Origin of the sequence: Bradyrhizobium sp. sBnM-33 (assembly GCF_032917945.1) — a bacterium.
GTDB lineage: Bacteria > Pseudomonadota > Alphaproteobacteria > Rhizobiales > Xanthobacteraceae > Bradyrhizobium.
Window position 1 is genome coordinate 1,895,707 of sequence record NZ_CP136624.1, and the last position, 18,898, is coordinate 1,914,604.

Below are 18,898 nucleotides of genomic sequence, written 5' to 3' on the forward strand. Positions count from 1 at the left end.
ACACCGTTATCGCGGGCGTAGAGAAGTCGGGCTGGGCGCGGGCGGAGGGCGATTCGCCTCCTCGAGTTAACCCCATGCCAGACCAGCTACGCGCTCAAGAAGTACGGCATTCATATCAGGCGCCTGTGAGCCGAGTGTTGTGGTCGCGACACGCTGTCTGGCCCAGGACACGCGCGAGACGGAAAATAGCCGAGATAAATCAAAGCTCGGCGTTTGGCACGAGCCTTGAAAGAAAGAAGCCGTCCCGCGTCGCCTGCCCAAGGAATCGGAGTTTATGGCTTACAAGATAATTGCCTCCCAGTGCACCGTCTGCGGCGCGTGTGAGTTCGAATGCCCCAACGCAGCAATCGGCCTCAAGAACGACATCTATGTAATCGATCCGAAGAAGTGCACCCAATGCGAGGGTGATTTTGACGCGCCGCAATGCGCTGTTGTCTGCCCGGTGCCCGACACATGCGTGCAGGCATAGAAGAGCGGCCGATGAGTGGGGCCGTGACGCGCGGCAAGATTGAGACTCTCTCGGCGGCGGCAACTTCTCTGATGGGTCGCCCGATTGGCCTGATCGCCGGCCTCGAACTGCGTGCGGCTAGCGCGATCGCCTATGGATCGAAGCAGGCACGGCGCAGCCCTCGTCGGAAATGGGCGGAGTTGTCCTTGCGGAGCGGGCAATGTAGCCGTACGGAAGACGGTCGACCAGGTGCGCCGCATCGACGTCGACCAGTATCGATATGGTTTCGAGACGGTCATTGAATCGGAAAAGGCCCCAAGGGTCTGTCGGAAGACACCGTCCGCTTCATTTCCGCGAAGAAGAACGAGCCGGCCTGGATGCTGGAATGGCGGTTGGAGGCCTATCGCCGCTGGCTGACCATGACCGAGCCGACCTGGGCGCGCGTCAACTACCCCAAGATCGACTACCAGGACATTCACTACTACGCGGCGCCGAAGCCGAAGAAGACGCTGGCCTCGATCGACGAAATCGATCCTGAAATCCTCAAGACCTACGAGAAGCTCGGCATTCCCTTGCGTGAAGTCGCCATTCTCGAAGGTGTCGAGCCCCCGCCCGGCGGCGAGCCGTCGGCCAATCGCAAGATCGCGGTCGACGCGGTGTTCGACTCGGTTTCGGTCGCGACCACGTTCCAGAAGGAGCTGAAGGCCGCCGGCGTGATCTTCATGCCGATCTCGGAGGCGATTCGCGAGCACCCCGATCTGGTGAAGCAGTATCTCGGATCGGTCGTGCCGACCTCGGACAACTACTTCGCGACGCTAAATTCGGCGGTGTTCTCCGACGGCTTATTCGTCTACGTGCCGCCGGGCGTGCGCTGCCCGATGGAGCCGTCGACCTATTTCCGCACTAACGAGCGCAATACCGGCCAGTTCGAGCGCACACTGATCATCGCCGACAAGGGCTCCTACGTCAGCTATCTCGAAGGCTGCACCGCACCGCAGCGCGATGAGAACCAGTTGCATGCCGCCGTGGTCGAACTCGTCGCGCTCGACGATGCCGAGATCAAATATTCGACGGTGCAGAACTGGTATCCCGGCAATTTGGAAGGTGTTGGCGGCATCTACAATTTCGTCACCAAGCGCGGCGACTGCCGCGGCAACCATTCGAAGATCTCCTGGACCCAGGTCGAAACCGGTTCGGCGATCACCTGGAAATATCCGAGCTGCATCCTGCGCGGCGACAATTCGCGCGGCGAGTTCTACTCGATCGCGATCTCGAACGGTCACCAGCAGGTCGATTCTGGCACCAAGATGATCCATCTCGGCAAGAACACGACCAGCCGGATCATCTCCAAGGGTATCGCAGCCGGCGTCTCGCAGAACACCTATCGCGGGCTTGTCACCGCACCGCAAGGCGACGGGCGCGCGCAACTTCACCGCCTGCGACTCGCTCCTGATCGGCGACAAATGCGGCGCGCATACCGTGCCTTACGTCGAGGCGAAGAACTTGTCCGCGACCTTCGAGCATGAAGCGACGACGTCAAAGATCTCCGAGGACGTGCTGTTCTATTGCACCCAGCGCGGCCTCAGCCAGGAGGAAGCCGTCGGCCTCGTGGTCAACGGTTTTGTGAAGGACGTGCTGCAGCAACTGCCCATGGAGTTTGGGGTTGAGGCGCAGAAGCTGATCTCGATCTCGCTCGAAGGATCGGTTGGATAGTGACCTCATCTTGAGGAGGCCGCGCAGCGGCCGTCTCGAAGGATTAGAGGAAAGATTGTGGCCACGTCCTTCGAGACGCGCCTGCCGGCGCTCTTCAGGACGAGGGGTGAAAACGGAAAAATAATATGTCATTGCTTGAAGTGAAAGATCTGAAAGTCCGTGTCGAGGATCGCGAAATTCTCCACGGGCTGACGCTCACCGTGAATCCGGGCGAAGTGCACGCAATCATGGGACCGAACGGTTCCGGCAAATCGACGCTGTCGCACGTCATCGCGGGCAAGCCGGGCTATGAAGTCACCGATGGCCAGATCCTGTTCCGGGGCGAAGACCTCCTGGAGATGGAGCCGGACGAGCGCGCCGCCAAGGGCGTGTTCCTGGCGTTCCAGTATCCGGTCGAAATCCCTGGCGTCGCCACCATGAACTTCCTGCGCACCGCGCTGAACGCTCAGCGCAAGGCGCGTGGCGAGAGCGAGTTCTCGACGCCCGACTTTCTCAAGAAGGTGCGCGAAGTCGCAAAGTCCCTCAACATCCCGCAGGACATGCTCAAGCGCGGCGTCAATGCCGGCTTTTCCGGCGGCGAGAAGAAGCGCAACGAGATCTTGCAGATGGCGCTGTTCGAGCCTGCCGTCTGCATCCTCGATGAAATGGATTCCGGCCTCGATATCGACGCGCTCAGGATAGCGGCCGATGGCGTCAATGCGCTGCGCTCGCCGCATCGGGCGATGATCGTCATCACCCACTATCAGCGACTCCTGGACTACATCGTGCCTGACGTTGTGCACGTGATGTCGAAAGGGCGCGTCGTGAAGAGCGGCGGCCAGCAGCTCGCGCTGGAACTCGAGGCCGCCGGGTACGCCCAGTTCGAGGACGTGGCCTAAGCGCGTAAGGAGCTTTCGATGAACCTGGTTCTGGCAAAGCCCATACCGGACGTGCGGTCGGCAATGTGTTTGCCAATGCCCACAGCCGGCTGCCCGGCGCGGGCGCTGTCGCGGAGGCGCGCGCCAAGGCGTTCGAGGCCTATGAGCGCGCAGGCCTGCCGCATCGGCATATCGAGGAATGGAAGTACACGGACCTGCGTGCGCTGGTGCGCGAGGTGGCGCCGCTTGCGGCCGCGCCCGATGCCGCCGCGCTGGCGCGGGCGAAAGCCGCGGTCGCGCAGGCGGCGATCGAAGGCGCGACGAAGCTGGTGCTGGTCGATGGGGTGTTCGCGAGCGATCTCTCTGACGTCGCCGAGCTGGGCCACGGCGTAGGTGCGCACGCTGCGTGAAATTCTGGAGAATCCGGCCAACGAGGAGCGAGGCGACCTGCTGCTGACCGCGACGACGGATGCGGTGATCTCGCTCAATGCCGCGATGGTGATCGACGGCGTGATCATCACGGTCGCCGCCGGCGCCGTGCTGTCCCGGGCCGATCCAATCGTCCATGTCGTAGCCACATCGTCGGCATCGAGCTTCACGCGCTCGCATCTGAGGCTTGGCGCGGGCGTGCGGGCGGCCGTGGTCGAAAGCTTTGTGGCGGCCGAAGGCGCTGGCACCTATCAGGCCAATGCTGCGGTGATCGTCTCGGTCGGTGATGAGGCTAATTTTGCGCATCTGCACGTGGTGGCGGACCTGGCGGTCGGCATCAATATTTCCTCCGGATTGATCGCGGTCGGCGTGAAAGCGAAGCTCAATTTTTTCAACATGACCTGTGGCGGTGCCGTCAGCCGCTACCAGGGATTCAACACATTGGCGGGCGAGGGCTCCGAGCTCTCCGTCAACGGCGTCAATCTGCTTAAGGACAAACAGCACGGCGACACGACTCTGGTCGTCGACCACGCTGCGCCACATTGCGCGAGCCGGGAGAACTTCCGCGCCGTCGTCGACAATTCAGTGTTCCAGGGCCGCATCGTGGTGCGTCCGGACGCGCAGAAGACCGACGCCAAGATGATGGCGCGGGCGCTCTTGTTGTCCGATGAGGCCGAGCCGACAACAAGCCTGAACTCGAGATTTTCGCCGACGACGTCACCTGCGGCCACAGCGCGACCACCGGCGCGCTGGACGCGAGCCTGCTGTTCTATCTGCGCGCCCGCGGCCTTCCCGAGAAGGAGGCTCAGTCGCTGCTGATCCAGGCGTTTGTCGGTGAGGCCATGGAATTGATCGCGAGCGACACCTTCGAGCACGTGATCGCAGCTGCAGAGCGCTGGCTGGAGGCGCGACGATGATCATGCATCCGGCAGTCGTCAACGGCACATACGATGTGAACCGCCTGCGCGAGGACTTTCCAGCGCTGGCGACGCAGGTCTATGGCAAGCCGCTGGTCTATCTCGACAATGCCGCCTCGGCGCAGAAGCCAAAGGCGGTGCTCGATCGCATGATGCAGGCTTACACGTCCGAATATGCCAACGTGCATCGCGGCCTGCATTATCTGGCCAACGCCGCGACCGACGCCTATGAGGGCGCCCGCGCGAAGGTGGCGCAGTTCGTCAACGCGCGCCGCACCGAAGAGATCATCTTCACTCGTAGTGCCACCGAGGCAATCAATCTGGTCGCCCAGATCTTCGGCCGCGAGTGCATCACACCGGGTGATGAGATCGTTCTCTCGATCATGGAGCACCACGCCAACATCGTGCCCTGGCATTTTCTGAGGGAACGCTATGGCGTTGTCATCAAATGGACGCCAGTGGACGGGGAGGGAAATTTCCTCCTCGAGGAGTTCGAGCGGCTTCTAACCGAGCGCACCAAAATGGTTGCGATCACACAGATGTCCAACGTGCTCGGCACCGTATTGCCGGTGAAGGAGATCGTGGGGATCGCGCATGCACGTGGCATCGCGGTGTTGGTCGACGGCTCGCAAGCCTGCGTCCATGTGGATGTTGATGTCCGCGATATTGATTGCGATTTTTACGTGATGACGGGCACAAACTGTATGGGCCGACCGGCATCGGCGTGCTTTACGGTAAGTATGCGCATCTGGCGTCGATGCCGCCGTTCAACGGTGGCGGCGAGATGATCCGCGAGGTCTCGCGTGGCGGCGTCACCTATGGTGATCCGCCTCACCGGTTCGAGGCTGGCACGCCCCCGATCGTCGAGGCGATTGGTCTGGGCGCGGCTGTGGACTATATCAATTCAATAGGAAAGGCACAGATCCACAAGCACGAGAGCGCACTGCTCGCTTACGCGCAGGAGAAGCTGCGGGGCATCAACTCATCGGAACGGCGGCTGAGAAGGGCGCGATCATCTCCTTCGAAATGAAAGTCGCGCATGCACACGATTTTGCCACCGTCATCGATCGTGCAGGCGTGGCGGTGCGCGCCGGTACCCATTGCGCGATGCCGCTGCACGAGCATTTTGGCGTGCCAGCGACGTGCCGCGCTTCGTTCGCTCTCTACAACACGCATGAAGAAATCGATGCGCTGGCGGGCGCGCTTATCAAGGCGGAGGAGCTGTTCTCATGAGCGAAGGAGCAGGCCCCCGGCCATGAGGCGCGTCGTGTATACGCGAATTGCCGCAGCGATGGGCTAAGCCCTGTATCGCGGGACTTCCGCGGGGGCGAGTGGGTCCGCTCCTTGACGCTGATTAAGAAGGACGCATGCATCCGCACAAGGATGTTGGCGAGCCGCTCGTCTTTGCGGGCGACACTGGAATCGTGCGGCAGAGCCGGCGTTTTCTTCGTGATCTCTACTACACCCGTTAGGGTTCTTCGTCATCGCACTTACGAGATGATTCGTCTCGGCGAGAGGGTGGATCTCTCGGCGGAGTCGAGAGACACCTGCCCGTGCCGCCTGAATTGACCTGTGCGCCGCCGATCGAACCGTTTCCGAAGGCGGGCCGCCGGTCACCGTGAGGCTGCTTGATGCGCTGATCGAGCCGTCCACCTCGAGCGCACCCGCATGTGTGGTCTCACGGCAACAATGGCGCGAGAGGGACATAGATCTGGGACAGATGCTGCAACACTGTGCAGCAGGGGGCGGCCTCTTTCATCTGAGCACGGGAGCGCCCCAAACGGGCGCGGTGGCCTGCCGATCCTCAATCGCCATTTGCCTGTCGGGCAAAACCGAGAGCCGGCGGGCCTACACGTCCCCGTAGGCCGCCTCGACATTCTTCGGCCCGCGGCCATAGCCTGCGATCATGAACAGCGCGCCGATGATCGCGAGGTTCTTCAAGGCATCGATCAGGACCTGGGCGTTGCCAGGTGCCGGCTGATTCCAGAAGTCGTAGAAATAGCAAGTCGAGATCCGAGATAGAAGACCAAAACAAACACAAAGAAGCGCGCACCAAAGTTCAACGCGATCATCAGCCCCGTGATGAGTTCGAGCGCGCCGACCACAACCGCCAGAAGTTGCGGCGTCGGCATTCCGGTCGCGGTCTCAAGCGGCGCGGTGTAGGGCGCGAACGCCTCGGGAATTGAAAATTTGGTCGCGATGAGATCGGCGGTCTGCTGTATGCCGAACAGCTTCGTCGCCCCCGTGTAGATGAACAACACCGCGAACAGAACTCGCCCAAAGGTAACGAACGCTGGCTGGTGGACCTCACTGCAGTGAGGATGCGGGAAGAGCGGACGGAGGAGCGGAACGATTATGGTCGTTCCGCTCTCCGCGATCAAATCGAATCCGCCTGCGCCCGGAAGGCGACCGCCTTCAATTAGCCGAGTTGCGGGCGGCCGGCGCGCTCCAGGGCTTCGACGGCGGCAACCGCCGTCATGTTGAGCACGCCGCGCGCCGTCACCCCCGGGGTGAGGATATGCGCCGGACGCGCCGGCCCGATCAGGATCGGCCCGACCGGCAACGCATCCGCCAGCGTCTTGATCATCTGGTAGGCGACGTTGGCGGTGTCGAGGTTCGGCATGATCAGGATGTTGGCGTCGCCTTCCAGGTTGGAATGCGGCAGCACGAGCTTGCGCGCCGTGGCCGAGAGCGCGGTATCGCCCTGCATCTCGCCATCGGCCTCGATCTCCGGATGCTTTTCCTTCAGCAGCGCGGTGGCGCGGCGCATCTTGCGCGAGGAATCCGTATCATAACTGCCGAAGTCGGAATGTGACACGAAGGCGACGCGTGGCTTCATGTTGAACCGCTGCACATGGTTTGCCGCCAGCGACGCCACCTCCGCGAGTTCCTCGGCGCTCGGGTTCGGGCGCACCTGGGTATCGGCGATGAAATAGGAACCCTTGGTGGTGATCATCATCGACAGCGCCGCGAAATCGCTGACGCCGGGCAGGAAACCGACGATCTCGCGGACGTGGCGCAGATGGCTCATATAGCGGCCTTCGACGCCGCAGATCATGGCATCGGCCTCACCGCGGACCACCGCAAGGGCTGCGATCACGGTGTTGTTGGTGCGTACCACGGTACGTGCGCCTTCGGGCGTGACTCCGCGCCGGCCGGCGACGTCAATATAAGTCTGCACATAGGAGCGATAGCGCGGATCGTCCTCGGGATTGACGAGATCGAAATCCTGCCCGGCCTTGATCGAGAGGCCGAACCGCTTAAGCCTCGCCTCGACGACCGAGGGACGCCCCACCAAAATCGGCCGCGCCAGTTTTTCCTCGAGCACGACCTGCGTCGCACGCAGCACGCGCTCGTCCTCGCCCTCGGCATAGATCACGCGGACCGGCTGGGTCTTGGCTTTCGCGAAGACCGGCTTCATGACGAGGCCGGAGCGGAACGCAAAGCGTTCGAGCAACGCGGTGTATTCGTCGAAATTCTTGATCGGGCGCGTCGCCACGCCGGATTCCATCGCGGCCCTCGCCACCGCGGGCGCGATGCGCAGGATCAGCCGTGGATCGAACGGGCTCGGAATCAGCGAGCCCGGCCCAAAACCTTGCGTCTCGCCGCTGTCAAACCCGCGCGCCACCGCATCCGACGGCGGATCGCGCGCGAGCTGCGCGATCGCCTCGACGGCCGCATGTTTCATTTCCTCGTTGATCCCGGTGGCGCCGACGTCGAGCGCGCCGCGGAAGATGAACGGGAAGCACAGGACGTTGTTGACTTGATTCGGGAAGTCGGAACGCCCGGTGCAGATCATCGCATCGGGCCGCGCTTTCCGCGCCTCGTCCGGCATGATTTCCGGATTCGGATTGGCCAGCGCCATCACCAGCGGCTGGTCCGCCATCGACTTGACCATGTCAGGCGTCAGTACGTTGGGCGCGGATAATCCTAAGAAAATATCCGCGCCGCCGATCACGTCAGCCAGCACGCGCGCATTGGTCTTCTGCGCATAGACCGCCTTCCAGCGGTCCATCAGCGTATTGCGCCCCTCGTGCACCACGCCGTCGATGTCGCAGACCCAGATGTTCTTGCGCTGCGCCCCCAGCGAGACCAGGAGATTCAGGCAGGCGATCGCGGCCGCGCCCGCGCCGGAGCAGACGATCTTGATGTCGGCGAGTTTCTTGCCGTTCAGCAATAGCGCGTTGGTGATCGCAGCGCCCACGATGATGGCGGTACCATGCTGGTCGTCGTGGAACACCGGGATCTTCATGCGCTCCTTGAGCTGCGCCTCGATCTCAAAACACTCCGGTCCCTTGATGTCCTCGAGATTGATGCCGCCGAAGGTCGGCTCCAGCGCCGCCACCGTCTCGACCACGCGCTCGATGGTGTCGGCGGCGATTTCGATGTCGAAGACGTCGATGCCGGCGAATTTCTTGAACAGGACCGCCTTGCCCTCCATGACGGGCTTGGAGGCCAGCGGGCCGATGTTGCCGAGGCCGAGCACGGCGCTGCCGTTACTGACCACAGCGACCAAATTGCCACGCGCCGTCAGCGAGGCGGCCTCAGCGGGGTCTTTGGCGATTTCGGTGCAGGCGGCGGCAACGCCGGGCGAATAGGCGAGCGCAAGGTCGCGCTGGTTGACGAGCGGCTTGATCGCCTGGATTTCGAGCTTACCGGGTCGTGGCAGCCGGTGATAAGCCAGCGCCGCCGAAAGGAGATCTTCAGAATGGGATGACATGCTACTCTCGCGTTTCCTGACCCGAAGCTTCTAATTCTGTGCTAGTCTAACTGAGGTCAGTTGTCCGGTAGATGGAGCCGGATGTGAAGCACGCCCGGCAGCCTGGATGCAACATCGGATCGCACCCATCAACAGCCCCTAGTGCGTTAAGGCGCATCAGCTAGGGCGGCCTGGGCGTCGACGCGCATGCAGAAGACCATAGAGCGGAAATCGTACGAGCGCTGTGGCTTGAGGTGCTCAAGGCACTCGAGCAACGCGTGCGGATCGGCCGCGACGATCTCTCTGGCTGGTCGGCCCAATAGCATTCGGATCAGGATGGCGACGAGGCCAGGCGCAATGTGCGCACGACCGTCGCCAACGAGGTGAGCAGCGGTCGGGCTTCGCAACAATGGTGAACCAGACTGGCTGACGCAGCCTTGCAGCTGGGGCGCCTCGTCATGTGCCATTTCCGGCAGCGGGCCCGCCAAGTATCGCAATGTTCTCGCGGCCCTTGTGGGGAAATGCGGTGCAATATCACGCGCGCCCGCCCTTGTTTTATTTCGAACAGGATCAAACGAGCACGTCTGTGGACACGCTCAATGTCGGGTTTGCAACAACGGTCCGGTTACCCGCGCGAACGTGGCTATCTACTTTCAACTGCGCTGATTTTTGCGCTTACGCCGCGGCTGGCACGGTCGTTGCAAAACTCTTGGCCGAGAGCCGCCGTCGCAACAGGAAACCTTTGAAGGATATCAGCATGAGTCTAGCCCCGACCCAGAGCATCGCAGAAATCAAAGCCCGCAACAAAGAGCTGATTCAGGAGGTGCTGAAGGTCTATCCGGAGAAGACCGCAAAACGGCGCGCCAAGCACCTCAATGTTCACGAGGTCGGCAAGTCGGACTGCGGAGTCAAGTCCAACCTCAAATCCATCCCCGGCGTGATGACGATCCGCGGCTGCGCCTACGCGGGCTCCAAAGGTGTGGTCTGGGGACCGATCAAGGACATGATCCATATCAGCCATGGTCCGGTCGGCTGTGGACAGTACTCGTGGGGCTCGCGGCGTAACTATTACGTCGGCACGACAGGCATCGATAGTTTCGTGACCTTGCAGTTCACATCCGACTTCCAGGAAAAGGATATCGTGTTCGGCGGCGACAAGAAGCTCGTCAAAGTCATTGACGAGATCCAGGAGCTGTTCCCGCTCAACAACGGCATCACCATCCAATCGGAATGCCCGATCGGCCTGATCGGCGACGACATCGAGGCGGTCTCCAGGGCGAAGTCGAAGGAATATGGGGGCAAGACCATCGTGCCGGTCCGCTGCGAGGGTTTCCGCGGCGTGTCACAATCGCTCGGTCACCATATTGCCAACGACGCGGTGCGCGATTGGGTGTTCGACAAGGTCACGCCCGAGAGCAAGCCGACGTTCGAGCCGACGCCCTATGATGTCGCGATCATCGGCGACTACAATATCGGCGGCGACGCGTGGTCATCCCGAATCCTGCTGGAGGAAATGGGCCTGCGCGTTATCGCGCAGTGGTCCGGCGACGGTTCCCTGGCCGAGCTCGAGGCAACGCCAAAGGCGAAGCTTAACGTGCTGCATTGCTACCGCTCGATGAACTACATCTCGCGGCACATGGAGGAGAAGTTTGGCATTCCCTGGTGCGAATACAACTTCTTCGGGCCCTCTAAGATCGTGGAGTCGCTGCGCAAGATCGCCGGCTATTTCGACGACAAGATCAAGGAGGGTGCCGAGCGGGTGATTGCAAAATATCAGCCGCTGGTGGACGCGGTGATCGCTAAGTATCGCCCGCGCCTGGAAGGCAAGAGCGTGATGCTGTTCGTTGGCGGACTGCGTCCGCGCCACGTGATCGGCGCTTATGAAGATCTCGGCATGGAGGTCGTCGGCACCGGCTACGAGTTCGGCCACAATGATGACTACCAACGCACCGCCCAGCACTACGTCAAGGATGGCACGTTGATCTACGACGACGTTACCGGCTACGAGTTCGAACGCTTCGTCGAGAAGGTCCAGCCTGACCTGGTCGGCTCGGGCATCAAGGAAAAATATGTCTTCCAGAAGATGGGCGTGCCGTTCCGCCAAATGCACTCCTGGGACTATTCGGGTCCGTATCATGGCTATGATGGATTTGCGATCTTCGCGCGCGACATGGACATGGCCATCAACTCACCGATCTGGAAGAAGACCAAGGCGCCGTGGAAGGACGTCCCGAAGCCGAAGCTGTTGGCTGCCGAATAACTCGAGTGGCTCGGCTCTCTGCTGAGAGCCGGAGCCGACATTAATCACGATTTTCGAAGGGATCCTACCAATGGCGCAGAGTGCAGAACACGTGCTCGATCATTTCGAGCTGTTCCGCGGTCCGGAATACCAGCAGATGCTGGCCAACAAGAAGAAGATGTTCGAGAATCCCCGCGATGCCGCGGAGGTCGAACGCATTAGGGAATGGGCGAAGACGCCCGAATATCGCGAAAAGAATTTTGCGCGGGAAGCGCTGACGGTAAACCCAGCCAAGGCCTGCCAGCCGCTGGGCGCGGTGTTCGCCTCGGTTGGCTTCGAGGCCACGCTGCCCTTCGTGCACGGCTCCCAAGGCTGCGTGGCCTATTACCGCAGCCATCTTTCGCGGCACTTCAAGGAGCCAAGCTCCTGCGTCTCCTCGTCGATGACGGAGGACGCTGCGGTATTCGGCGGGCTGAACAACATGATCGATGGGCTCGCCAACAGCTATAATATGTATAAGCCCAAGATGATCGCGGTCTCCACCACCTGTATGGCGGAGGTGATCGGAGACGACCTCAATGCCTTTATCAAAACGTCCAAGGAAAAAGGCTCGGTGCCAGCTGATTTCGATGTGCCGTTTGCGCACACGCCAGCCTTCGTGGGCAGCCACGTCACCGGGTACGACAATGCGCTCAAGGGCATCCTCGAGCATTTCTGGGACGGCAAGGCGGGGACAGCCGCGAAACTCGAGCGCGCGCCCAACAAGAAGATCAACCTCATCGGCGGCTTTGACGGCTACACCGTCGGCAACATCCGCGAGATCAAGCGCATCTTCGAATTGATGGGCATCCAGTACACCATTCTTGCCGATAATTCCGATGTGTTCGATACACCGACCGACGGCGAGTTCCGGATGTATGACGGCGGCACGACTCTGGAAGACGCCGCGAACGCGGTTCACGCTAAGGCAACGATCTCCATGCAGCAGTGGTGCACGGAAAAGACGCTGCCGTTCATCGCCGCCCATGGCCAGGAGGTGGTGGCGTTCAATTATCCGGTGGGCGTGTCCGCAACGGATGAGTTTCTCATGGCGCTGTCGCGCATCAGTGGCAAGGACATTCCGGAGGGACTGGCACGAGAACGCGGCCGCTTGGTCGACGCGATGGCCGACTCCAGCGCGCATATCCACGGCAAGAAGTTCGCGATCTATGGCGATCCAGACCTCTGCTATGGGTTGGCTGCCTTCCTGCTCGAGCTTGGCGCCGAGCCGATCCATGTGCTGTCCACGAACGGCAACAAGGCCTGGGAGAAGAAAATGCAGGCGTTGTTTGGGAGCTCGCCGTTTGGGCAGAACTGCCATGCCTATCCGGCGCGAGACCTCTGGCATATGCGCTCGCTCTTGTTCACCGAGCCTGTCGACTTCCTGATTGGTAACACCTATGGCAAGTATCTGGAGCGCGACACGGGTACGCCGCTGATCCGGATCGGTTTCCCAATCTTCGATCGGCATCACCATCACCGCTCTCCGGTGTGGGGCTATCAGGGGGGCATGAACGTGCTGGTGAAGATTCTCGACAAGATCTTCGACGAGATCGACAAGAAGACCAACATTGCCGGCAAGACCGACTATAGCTTCGACATCATTCGTTGATGACGAACGGCGCGCGCCATCGCCGGCAAACGTCGGCGGTGGCCTAAGCGCACGATGGACTGATCTTCGCGAACAAGCTCGGTTGAGAGGAGAGACGGATGAGTTCGCTATCGGCCACGATCCAGGAGATGTTCAACGAGCCGGGCTGCGCCAAGAACGCCAACAAGTCGGATGCCGAGCGCAAGAAGGGCTGCACCAAGCAGCTGCAGCCGGGCGGCGCCGCAGGCGGCTGCGCCTTCGACGGCGCCAAAATTGCGCTGCAGCCTTTTACCGACGTCGCCCATCTGGTGCACGGTCCGATCGCCTGCGAGGGTAATTCCTGGGACAACCGCGGTGCGGCTTCGTCTGGCGCCAGCATCTGGCGGACCGGCTTCACCACTGACATGAACGAAACCGATATAGTATTTGGGGGCGAGAAGCGTCTCTACAAGGCAATCAAAGAGATCATCAACAAGTACAACCCGTCGGCCATCTTCGTCTATCAGACCTGCGTTCCCGCCATGATCGGCGACGACATCAATGCGGTTTGCAAGGCGGCTTCGCAAAAGCTCGGCAAGCCGGTCATTCCCGTAAATTCGCCGGGCTTCGTCGGCCCCAAGAACCTAGGCAACAAGCTCGCCGGCGAGGCCTTGCTCGAGCACGTCATCGGCACGCAAGAGCCGGACTACACCACGCCCTACGACATCAACCTGATTGGCGAATACAACCTCTCCGGCGAGCTTTGGCAGGTCAAGCCGCTGCTTGACGAACTCGGTATCCGCATCCTCTCCTGCATCTCGGGGGACGGCAAATATCGCGAAGTCGCTTCTTCGCACCGGGCGCGCGCTGCCATGATGGTATGTTCGAAGGCGATGATCAATGTCGCGCGCAAGATGGAGGAGCGTTACGGCATCCCGTTTTTCGAAGGGTCGTTCTATGGCATCCAGGATTCTAGCGATTCGCTGCGCGAAATCGCCCGGCTGTTAGTCGAGCGCGGCGCGCCTTCCGAACTGATCGAGCGCACCGAGGCGGTGATCGCACGCGAGGAGGCGCGCGCCTGGGCCGCGATCGAACGGTACAAGCCGCGGTTTGCGGGTAAGAGGGCACTTCTGATCACCGGCGGCGTCAAGTCCTGGTCCGTGGTGGCGGCGCTGCAGGAGGCAGGGCTCGAGCTGGTCGGCACCAGCGTCAAAAAATCCACCAAACAGGACAAGGAGCGCATCAAGGAGCTGATGGGGCAGGATGCCCACATGATCGAGGACATGACGCCGCGCGAGATATACAAAATGCTCAAGGACGCGAAAGCGGATATCATGCTCTCGGGTGGCAAATCGCAGTTCGTTGCGCTGAAAGCGGCGATGCCCTGGCTCGACATCAACCAGGAGCGCTGCCACGCTTATATGGGCTACGTCGGTATGGTGAAGCTGGTCGAGGAGATCGACAAAGCGCTGTTCAACCCGATCTGGGAGCAGCTGCGTCGACCAGTGCCGTGGGAGGAGGTGGCCAAGAATCGGCAGACCAAGGGGATGGCGCGGATGGACGCGCAGGCCGCCGAGGTTGCCGCCGATCCGGAGACGACCCGGCGCGCGAAAAAGGTCTGCTTCTGCAAGGAAGTCGATCTCGGAACCATCGAGGACGCAATCCGCTCGCATGGCCTGACCAGCGTCGAGGCAGTTAGGCAGCACACCAACGCGTTCGGTGGCTGCTGTAAGAGGCGTATCGAGGACATCCTGGCCACGATGCCGGTGTCCTCGCCGCCTGCCATGCTGCAAGCCGCGGAATAGGACGGCGTCATGGCCATCGTCACCACGCCGAAGAAGGCCTGCGCGGTCAACCCGCTGAAGATGAGTCAGCCGATTGGCGGCGCATTCGCCTTCATGGGCCTGCGTGGGGCGATGCCGCTTCTGCACGGCTCGCAAGGGTGCACATCCTTCGGGCTCACGCTGTTTGTGCGGCATTTCAAGGAGGCCGTGCCGCTGCAGACGACTGCGATGAGCGAGGTGGCGACCGTGCTCGGCGGTTATGAAAATGTCGAGAAGGCTATCCTCAACATATACAATCGTGCCAAGCCGGAGATCATCGGGATCTGCTCGACCGGAGTGACCGAAACCAATGGCGATGACGTCGACGGCTACATCAAGCTGATCCGCGAGCAGCATCCGCAGCTCGCCAAATTTCCTCTTGTCTTTGTCTCCACGCCCGATTTCAAGGACGCCTTCCAGGACGGGTGGGGAAAGACAGTGGCATGCATGGTCGAGGTACTGGTGGAGGCGCCGGCGGTCGGGGCGGAGCGTGATCCCGCGCGGGTGAATGTCCTCCCCGGATGTCACCTGACGCCGGGTGACCTCGACGAACTTAGGACGATCCTGGTGGATTTCGGCCTGAAGCCATCCTTCCTGCCTGATCTCGCGGGATCACTGGACGGGCATATCCCGGACGAGTTTACGCCAACGACCATTGGTGGCATCGGGGTTGACGAAGTCGCTGGCATGGGCCGGTCCAGCTGGACCATTGCCATCGGTGCGCAGATGCGGCGGGCGGCAGAAACCATGCAGGCCAAGACTGGGGTGCCGTTTCGCCTGTTCGAGCGGCTGTGCGGCCTCATCCCCAACGATGAATTCATCGCTTTCCTGAGCGACATCAGTGGCCGCCCTGTGCCAGCAAAATATCGGCGCCAGCGCGGCCAGCTCAGCGATGCGATGCTGGACGCGCATTTCCATGTCGGCGGCCGCAGGCTCGCGATCGGTGCCGAGCCTGACCTCCTGTTCGACCTGTCCAGCATGCTTCACGAGATGGGCGCGCAGGTGACGGCGGCCGTGACGACCACGCCGTCGCCGGTGCTGGAGCGGATCGGGACCAAGGAGGTGCTGATCGGCGATCTCGAGGATCTGGAAGAGCTTGCTAGGACGAGGAATTGCGATCTGCTGATTACGCATTCGCATGGCCGCCAAGCGGCGGCGCGGCTGAAGATTCCGTTTTATCGCGCGGGATTTCCGATGTTCGATCGGATCGGCGCGGGACACCAGCTATCCGTCGGCTATCGCGGCACGCGCGATGTGATCTTCAATATCGCCAATCTCGTGATCGCCGACCGAGAGGAAAATCATCAGCCGACGCCCGATTGCTGGCGGACCTCGAGACGGCCCTTAAAGCCCGGCCGCCGCAGCTTCATCGACGCAACAGAGGGGTCGATTGCATGAAGGTCGCATTCGCTACCCAAGACTTGAGGCGCGTCGATGCGCACTTTGGCTGGGCCAAGTACATCGCGATCTATGATGTTGGGCCGGGCGGGCACGTATTTCTGAAGGCGGTTCAGTTCTACGGCGATCTCAAGGAAGACGGCAACGAGGACAAGCTCGCGCCCAAGATCGAGGCAATCAAGGATTGCGCCATTCTCTATGTCGCTGCCATCGGCGGCTCCGGTGCCGCGCGGGTAGTGGCGAACAATATACATCCCATCAAGGTGAACAAGCCCGAGAACATTCTGGCGCTGGTCGAGAAGCTTCAGCACGTGCTGAAGGGTACGCCGCCACCCTGGCTGCGCAAGGCACTGGCAAAGGACCAGGAGCGCACGCTCGATTTCGAAGAACGAGGACGACATGACTGAAGCCGCGGATATCGTGCAAACCGATCGCGCGCTCGATGCGCCATTCGTGAGGGAACTGATCAAGATCTGGCGCGCCCAGGACGTCCATGGCGCCTGGGACGGCAAGAGCGATCTCGATCTGCTCGAACCCTATATTCTGGACAAGGAGAAACGGCGCGCGCTGCCGATCGTCGGCGATCCCGATCCGGATACGGTCTGGCGGCTGGAGCTGTTCTTCAATGCGGTCGCGCTCTCGATCGAGAAGACGACCGGTGTGATGATCCAGCCGATGCTGAAGATGCACCACGAAGGCTTTGGCCGCATGGTGCTGATCGGCGGCCGGCTGATCGTGGTGAACAAGCAGCTGCGCGATGTGCATCGCTTCGGCTTCGACAATCTCGCAAAGCTCGCCGCCGAGGGTGACAAATACGTCGAAGGCGGCATCGAGATGACCCGGAAATTTCCCGACGTGGCCAACTATTGAGAGCAGCTCATGAGCGACCTTGAAATGCTGAAAGCGGAAATAAGAAAGCTGTCGGTCAAGGCGACGAAGGCCAAGATGGATCTGCATGATTTGTCGGAGGAACTTCCCATCAACTGGACCTCGATCATGGCGGTGGCGCAGAAGGCGCACGATGCCTTTGCCGAACTCGAGCGCAAGCGCGAGGATCTCAAGGCGCTGGAAAAGGCCTAAAAAGGGTATCCGATCATGTCATTTGCAACGCGCGACGGCCGCGACTGGACGCCGAACTACCTGATCTCAATTGATCCCAAGAAGTGCATCGGTTGTGGCCGCTGTTTCAAGGTCTGCGGTCGCGACGTCATGACGTTGAAGGGGATCAATGAGGAGGGCGATCTTGTCGATCTCGACGATGACGAAGACGGTGAGATCGAAAAGAAGATTATGGTGATGAATGACCGGGGCGCTTGTATCGGCTGCGGCGCCTGCGCCCGGGTTTGTCCGACCAACTGTCAGACCCACCAGCCCGCCGCAGCGGAAGCCGCTTGACAGCGCCTCTGTCCGCCTTTCCCGCAGGCAAGCGGGAGTTGGACGGCGAAGCCTCGCTGAAGGGACTCTCCGTGTGCTGCGCTCGGGGATAGAGCCCCTCGGCGCCGATCCATTCCCGCCAGCTTGCGGGTGCCGAGCCGACCGCAGTGTAGAATCATGCCCTCGTCGCCCGCAGGTATCGAAATTCTAATCTGCGAAAATGCCGGCTCGGATGGCTCAAAATGTCTGCGCCATATGGAATCAGATATCGCCAATCCTCAATAACTTCATTCCGCTGTGGCGAACGAGCCGTTCCGTCGCTGCGTGCGCTAAAGTCAATCCGCTCGACACCTTCGCCATGCCCAGACCTTAAGTGTCCATGAATCTCAGACTCAATGATGAGAACCCAGTGTTCATTTGGCCCTGGATAGCCGCCAACCTCAGAAACTAATCCAGCTTAGCGTTTGCCAGGAACCACGAGAGCTTAAATCTTGTCTCACCAAGATCCGTTTTGCTCCTAAAGGTCCTGCCGGTTTGTTCGGCCTCACCCACGCTCATTCCCACCCCCAGTGGCTCTTCGGCCCGTGCCGTAGGTTCCACCACACCATTCCGACCGAGACGGTAGCGGATCCAGCAACTTCGAATTCTACCGCACTTGACTCGGCTTTGGCGGCTCGGGCGGAGGTTGATCTTTTGGCACGAATACTTGGCAGGAAACAGCAATGCTACCGCCTCGTACCGCATTCAGGGTAATGGTTGTGTCAGTGCTCGAATCTCGTCTGATAAAAGATGCTTTGGTCCCGATCAATACTCTCGCGCCGTGAGCGATTCTTTCTAAGGTGCTGCCGCGATGAACCGTGAATTCGGTTATCACTGGGAGGGCGACTTCGTAGCTGTGATAGCTTACGGTGAAATTTATTCCAGCTTTTGGCGACGGCCGGTGCACTGCAATCCATCGCGGCTTGCTATACATTTTGCCCAGTTTTCGGCGACGCCCGGTCCGAGGTACTGCTCGGAAAGAAAACCTGCTGCCGTTTCGTTCTGCTGACGATCAGTTCTTAGGCAGTTCAGCCGCTTCCAGGCATCGATTTCGTCGGTGTTACTGTGATCGGCGACGAGCGTGCTGTGAGAGCCTTGTATAGTGACACCCGCGTACCCACCGCCTTCGCTAGCCCCAGTTTGCCGAGTTTTTGAGACTTGAAAGTGGCGCTGAATTTCGCTGCTGTTGGCGCTGCACGCCCAATAATGCTCTGCGGCTTGATAACTTCGGTCGTTTGTCCCAACCCGCTTTGTTAGTAGTGCATCGGACAATATGGCGTTGCAAGTATCCACGCCTTCAGCCTGTAACGCAGTTGGATAGGCGGTGAGCAAAAAGCAAGCGAGGCCGCGTTG

The 18,898-nt window shown here is 60.8% G+C and carries 13 protein-coding genes and 4 pseudogenes; 13 read left to right on the plus strand and 4 right to left on the minus strand.

Annotation, left to right across the window (positions count from 1 at the left end):
• Positions 1 to 274 precede the first annotated feature (274 nt).
• The 5 genes and pseudogenes from RX328_RS08680 to RX328_RS08700 all read left to right on the plus strand — a co-directional run bounded on the left by RX328_RS08680 (position 275) and on the right by RX328_RS08700 (position 5,597).
• Positions 275 to 469 (plus strand): 4Fe-4S binding protein, encoded by a 195-nt coding sequence (locus RX328_RS08680; RefSeq protein WP_108522955.1) that lies wholly within the window; start codon positions 275 to 277, stop codon positions 467 to 469.
• A gap of 228 nt (positions 470 to 697) precedes the next feature.
• Positions 698 to 2,161 (plus strand): annotated as a pseudogene (gene sufB, locus RX328_RS08685) (Fe-S cluster assembly protein SufB).
• Positions 2,162 to 2,286: 125 nt separating this feature from the next.
• Entirely contained in the window at positions 2,287 to 3,039 is a 753-nt protein-coding gene (gene sufC, locus RX328_RS08690; protein ID WP_213255613.1) for a Fe-S cluster assembly ATPase SufC, read from the plus strand.
• 65 nt (positions 3,040 to 3,104) lie between these two features.
• A pseudogene (locus tag RX328_RS08695) lies at positions 3,105 to 4,364 on the plus strand (SufB/SufD family protein).
• Positions 4,365 to 4,366: 2 nt separating this feature from the next.
• Positions 4,367 to 5,597: pseudogene (locus RX328_RS08700) on the plus strand (cysteine desulfurase).
• Between the two features lie 615 nt (positions 5,598 to 6,212).
• Here the strand turns inward: RX328_RS08700 and RX328_RS08705 are convergent.
• The 3 genes and pseudogenes from RX328_RS08705 to RX328_RS08715 all read right to left on the minus strand — a co-directional run bounded on the left by RX328_RS08705 (position 6,213) and on the right by RX328_RS08715 (position 9,530).
• Positions 6,213 to 6,718 (minus strand): annotated as a pseudogene (locus RX328_RS08705) (DoxX family protein).
• 65 nt (positions 6,719 to 6,783) lie between these two features.
• Entirely contained in the window at positions 6,784 to 9,084 is a 2,301-nt protein-coding gene (locus tag RX328_RS08710) for an NADP-dependent malic enzyme (RefSeq protein WP_213255610.1), read from the minus strand.
• A 146-nt stretch (positions 9,085 to 9,230) separates the two neighbouring features.
• Positions 9,231 to 9,530, minus strand: coding sequence for a SufE family protein (locus RX328_RS08715; RefSeq protein WP_213255630.1), 300 nt, complete (start codon positions 9,528 to 9,530; stop codon positions 9,231 to 9,233).
• Between the two features lie 290 nt (positions 9,531 to 9,820).
• Between RX328_RS08715 and nifD the strand changes: the two genes are divergently transcribed.
• The 8 genes from nifD to fdxB all read left to right on the plus strand — a co-directional run bounded on the left by nifD (position 9,821) and on the right by fdxB (position 17,527).
• Positions 9,821 to 11,323, plus strand: a complete 1,503-nt coding sequence (nifD, locus tag RX328_RS08720; protein WP_108522950.1) for a nitrogenase molybdenum-iron protein alpha chain — start codon at positions 9,821 to 9,823, stop codon at positions 11,321 to 11,323.
• Positions 11,324 to 11,393: 70 nt separating this feature from the next.
• Positions 11,394 to 12,953, plus strand: coding sequence for a nitrogenase molybdenum-iron protein subunit beta (nifK, locus tag RX328_RS08725; RefSeq protein ID WP_057852067.1), 1,560 nt, complete (start codon positions 11,394 to 11,396; stop codon positions 12,951 to 12,953).
• 98 nt (positions 12,954 to 13,051) lie between these two features.
• On the plus strand, positions 13,052 to 14,716 hold the full coding sequence (gene nifE / locus RX328_RS08730) for a nitrogenase iron-molybdenum cofactor biosynthesis protein NifE (RefSeq protein WP_317258653.1): 1,665 nt from the start codon (positions 13,052 to 13,054) through the stop codon (positions 14,714 to 14,716).
• Between the two features lie 9 nt (positions 14,717 to 14,725).
• Entirely contained in the window at positions 14,726 to 16,132 is a 1,407-nt protein-coding gene (nifN, locus tag RX328_RS08735; protein ID WP_317258654.1) for a nitrogenase iron-molybdenum cofactor biosynthesis protein NifN, read from the plus strand.
• The gene (gene nifX / locus RX328_RS08740) at positions 16,129 to 16,539 is read left to right on the plus strand and encodes a nitrogen fixation protein NifX (protein ID WP_213257231.1); all 411 of its coding nucleotides are present in this window, start codon (positions 16,129 to 16,131) and stop codon (positions 16,537 to 16,539) included. The genes nifN and nifX overlap by 4 nt, the downstream gene beginning before the upstream one ends.
• Entirely contained in the window at positions 16,532 to 17,002 is a 471-nt protein-coding gene (locus RX328_RS08745; protein WP_057846605.1) for a NifX-associated nitrogen fixation protein, read from the plus strand. Before nifX ends, RX328_RS08745 begins: the two co-directional genes overlap by 8 nt.
• 9 nt (positions 17,003 to 17,011) lie before the next feature.
• Complete coding sequence (locus RX328_RS08750) at positions 17,012 to 17,212, plus strand: CCE_0567 family metalloprotein (protein WP_057846604.1); 201 nt, start codon at positions 17,012 to 17,014, stop codon at positions 17,210 to 17,212.
• Positions 17,213 to 17,227: 15 nt separating this feature from the next.
• Positions 17,228 to 17,527 carry a ferredoxin III, nif-specific gene (fdxB, locus tag RX328_RS08755; RefSeq protein WP_057852071.1) on the plus strand — a complete coding sequence of 100 codons (300 nt, stop codon included), beginning with the start codon at positions 17,228 to 17,230 and terminating at the stop codon, positions 17,525 to 17,527.
• A gap of 894 nt (positions 17,528 to 18,421) precedes the next feature.
• On the opposite strand, the gene RX328_RS08760 is transcribed toward fdxB, so the two are convergent.
• Positions 18,422 to 18,877 (minus strand): hypothetical protein, encoded by a 456-nt coding sequence (locus RX328_RS08760; protein ID WP_213257228.1) that lies wholly within the window; start codon positions 18,875 to 18,877, stop codon positions 18,422 to 18,424.
• Positions 18,878 to 18,898 lie beyond the last annotated feature (21 nt).

Coding starts and splice junctions, on each gene's coding strand:
- nifK (WP_057852067.1), top strand. CDS start 11,394: ATGGCGCAGAGTGCAGAACACGTGCTCGATCATTTCGAGCTGTTCCGC.
- RX328_RS08680 (WP_108522955.1), top strand. CDS start 275: ATGGCTTACAAGATAATTGCCTCCCAGTGCACCGTCTGCGGCGCGTGT.
- nifX (WP_213257231.1), top strand. CDS start 16,129: ATGAAGGTCGCATTCGCTACCCAAGACTTGAGGCGCGTCGATGCGCAC.
- nifN (WP_317258654.1), top strand. CDS start 14,726: ATGGCCATCGTCACCACGCCGAAGAAGGCCTGCGCGGTCAACCCGCTG.
- RX328_RS08715 (WP_213255630.1), bottom strand. CDS start 9,530: ATGGCACATGACGAGGCGCCCCAGCTGCAAGGCTGCGTCAGCCAGTCT.
- nifE (WP_317258653.1), top strand. CDS start 13,052: ATGAGTTCGCTATCGGCCACGATCCAGGAGATGTTCAACGAGCCGGGC.
- fdxB (WP_057852071.1), top strand. CDS start 17,228: ATGTCATTTGCAACGCGCGACGGCCGCGACTGGACGCCGAACTACCTG.
- sufC (WP_213255613.1), top strand. CDS start 2,287: ATGTCATTGCTTGAAGTGAAAGATCTGAAAGTCCGTGTCGAGGATCGC.
- RX328_RS08710 (WP_213255610.1), bottom strand. CDS start 9,084: ATGTCATCCCATTCTGAAGATCTCCTTTCGGCGGCGCTGGCTTATCAC.
- RX328_RS08750 (WP_057846604.1), top strand. CDS start 17,012: ATGAGCGACCTTGAAATGCTGAAAGCGGAAATAAGAAAGCTGTCGGTC.
- RX328_RS08745 (WP_057846605.1), top strand. CDS start 16,532: ATGACTGAAGCCGCGGATATCGTGCAAACCGATCGCGCGCTCGATGCG.
- nifD (WP_108522950.1), top strand. CDS start 9,821: ATGAGTCTAGCCCCGACCCAGAGCATCGCAGAAATCAAAGCCCGCAAC.